General features: G+C 65.8%; 2 protein-coding genes. Both read left to right on the top strand.

Translation table 11 applies throughout. The features are described 5' to 3' along the window. Positions 1-89 precede the first annotated feature (89 nt). Positions 90-1,106: a tyrosine-type recombinase/integrase gene (locus tag ACWDTI_RS27215; protein ID WP_449741259.1), complete on the top strand. Its 1,017-nt coding sequence runs from the start codon at positions 90-92 to the stop codon at positions 1,104-1,106. Beyond that, entirely contained in the window at positions 1,103-2,947 is a 1,845-nt protein-coding gene (locus tag ACWDTI_RS27210; protein ID WP_449741258.1) for a tyrosine-type recombinase/integrase, read from the top strand. Before ACWDTI_RS27215 ends, ACWDTI_RS27210 begins: the two co-directional genes overlap by 4 nt. The last annotated feature ends 18 nt before the right edge of the window (positions 2,948-2,965 follow it).

Below are 2,965 nucleotides of genomic sequence, written 5' to 3'. Positions count from 1 at the left end.
GGCTTGATATGTAGGTGATCGGCGAGTCGTCCCAGGGTATGGCGGTGCGGGGGTGGATGCTGTCGTCAGGCCATGTCGAGGGAGTTCAGATGGCTGGTGACGTGTTCATGCCGTGCCTGGTGACCGGTGGTGGTGATCCACCGTCGCTGGGGGAACCGTTGGTTGATGAGTACCTGCGATTCACCGCCGCGCGTGTGCGGCCAAATACGTTGCAGGCGCGGATGTTTGATTTGAAGGTGTTCTTCTCCGTGGTGGCCAAGCCACCCACGCAGGTCACTGCTGCTGATGTCCTCGGATTCATCGAGGAGCAACGGTCGCCGCGGCGTGGCGAGAACGTGGTTCGACTGGCCGATGGCGAGTCGGGGTTGGCGTTGTCGACGATCAAGCGCCGGTTGTCGACGGTGTCATCATTGTTCGAGTATCTGGTGCTGCGTGGCCTGTGTGACCGAAATCCGGTGCCACGCAGTATGAATGCTCGCAGCAGGAAGCAGCGTGGGGTGCCGTTGGTGCGGGCCGCGCGGACGTTGCCGCGGGTGCTGTCGCCGAGTGAGGTCATCGCGTTGACCGCGGCGTTGCGGACCGATCGGGATCGAGCGATGGTGGCGCTGATGGTGCACGGTGGTCTGCGTCGTTGCGAGGTCTTGGGTCTGCGGTTCGCCGATGTGCACGTTGGTGATCGCCGGGTGTTCGTCGCCGAAGGTAAAGGCGGGCATCAGCGTCTGGTCCCGGTGGCCGGTGTCTTCTTCGCGGCGCTGGCCGCCTACCTGGCCGGCGAACGCCCCGCTACTGCCGTCGGCGAGGAGGTGTTCGTCGTGCTCAAAGGTCCGCGGCGGGGTGAACCGCTCAGCGCTGCCGGTCTTGACGAGATCCTCGCCGGAGCCCGCAAGCGGGCCGGACTGACGCATGCGACCTGTCACGAGTTGCGTCACACGTGTTTCACCCGGCTGCGGGAGGCCGGGATGGCGTTGGAGGCGATTCAGGCCCAGGCCGGGCACGCCTCCATCGAGACGACCAGAATCTATCTGCACCTGTCCAACGACTGGCTCGCCGGCGAATACCTCAAGGCGATGGCCGTGCTGGACGGACTCGAAGAGGACCAGCCATGACCGCTACAGCCCCTGAGATCACCGACCACTCGCCGTCGTGGGAGCAGGCGGCCGACGCCTACATCGCCGCAGGTGCCACGCCCGTTGCCCGGCGTGGCCGGCGTGGGGCAGTCTTCGCGTTCGGTCGTCAGTTCGGCGGTCTGACGGGGTGGCAGACCACCTCGGTAGCCGAGCGGCAGCACGTCCGCAGCGAGGTGCGGTCCTTCGTCGCGCACACCGTGGTTGCCTGCCGAGTCCCGGTGGACGTGGAGTTCGTCATCTCCAGCGGCAGCCGATGGGGCACACATATCGATGACGTCTACCCCGGCCACGCCGACCGATTCGGTGAGCAGGCGCGTTCGTTGGGGTTCGGCGGCAAGGAGATCGGCCGCATGTGGGCGTGGCTGGCGAAGATCTGCGTGGTCGCCGGGACGAGCCCGGATGAACTGTCACGCAACGACTATCAGGCAATCCGGGCCGCGATCCACGATGCCGTGGTCGCTGCCAGGGGATACCGCCCCAACACGTTGTCGACACCGCTTTTCGGTTTGGACGCGGTGATGTTTCACCGCCATCAGGCCGATCCGCCCGATATCCGTCGCCGCTGGACCGGGCGGCCGGTCGCCGAGGTCGACTGGGATGCCCTGGCCGCGGGTGCACCCGTGCTGGTGGCCACGATGCGGCGGTACCTGCGCCAGTGCGCTCTGTCGCTGCGGCCGGGGTCGGTGGCGTTGTTCGACACCACGCTGCGGCAGTTCGCTGCCAGTGTGCTCGCCGCCGACCCGCCGGTCACCTGTGTGCGCGATATTCGGCGTGAGCACATCGAAACGTTCAAACAGCTACAGGCAGCCCGGGACGGATACCGCGGCAAACCGTTGTCGAAAACGACGTTGGGCATGCGGATCGGGCATCTGCACACCTTCTTCACCCGGATCATCGAATGGGACTACGACGACACCCCCGCCCGAATCCCGGTCTATGCCAGTGACCGGCCCCTGCCGGACAAACCGCTCCCGAAGTTCCTCGACGACGCCCAAGCTGCCGCGTTCATGGCTGCGGCCCGAGCGCTTGCCGATCCGCTCGACCGCCTGATCGTCACCGCACTGGCACGCACCGGTATGCGTCGCGGAGAGCTCCTCGGGCTCACCATCGATGCCATCGTCCAGATCGGCACCGGCTACTGGCTGCGTACCCCGGTCGGCAAACTGCACACCGACCGCTACATCCCGCTGCATCCACAACTCAAAGACCTTCTCGACGACTGGATCCGTACTCGCCCTGACTGGCAGGCCAGCGAACTGCTCCTCACCGAACGGGGCCGCCCCATCCCGGCCACCCGAATCGACAGCGCGGTCCAAAGAGCCGCAACCGCAGCACATCTGGGCCACATCCACCCCCACCAACTACGCCACACCCTGGCCACCCAGGCCATCAACCGCGGCATGAGCCTCGAAGCGATCGCCGCCCTCCTCGGCCACCACGACCTGTCGATGACCATGGTCTATGCTCGCATCGCCGATCGCACCGTCGCCGACGAGTACTTCGCCGTCACCGAGAAAGTCGAAAGTCTCTACACCACAACAACACCCACCGTGCTACCCGCCGACGCGGCCGGACCGGCCATGCGCGCCCTGCACGCCGAAGCCGCCAAACGACTCCTCGGCAACGGCTACTGTGCCCGCCCCATCGAGCTCGACTGCCGATACGAGACCATCTGCGAATCCTGCACCATGTTCTTCACCACCATCGAGCACCGCCCCACCATCGAGGCCCAACGCGACGACGCCGACGCCAAAGGCCAAACCGGCCGCCGCGACGTCTACGACAACCTGCTCAAACGGCTCGACGACACATCCTCTTGACACCGATCACCCACATAA

This window comes from Gordonia sp. NPDC003424 (assembly GCF_053588655.1).
The sequence above is the reverse complement of the archived record's forward strand: the minus strand, read 5'-3'. Positions and strand labels throughout refer to the sequence as shown.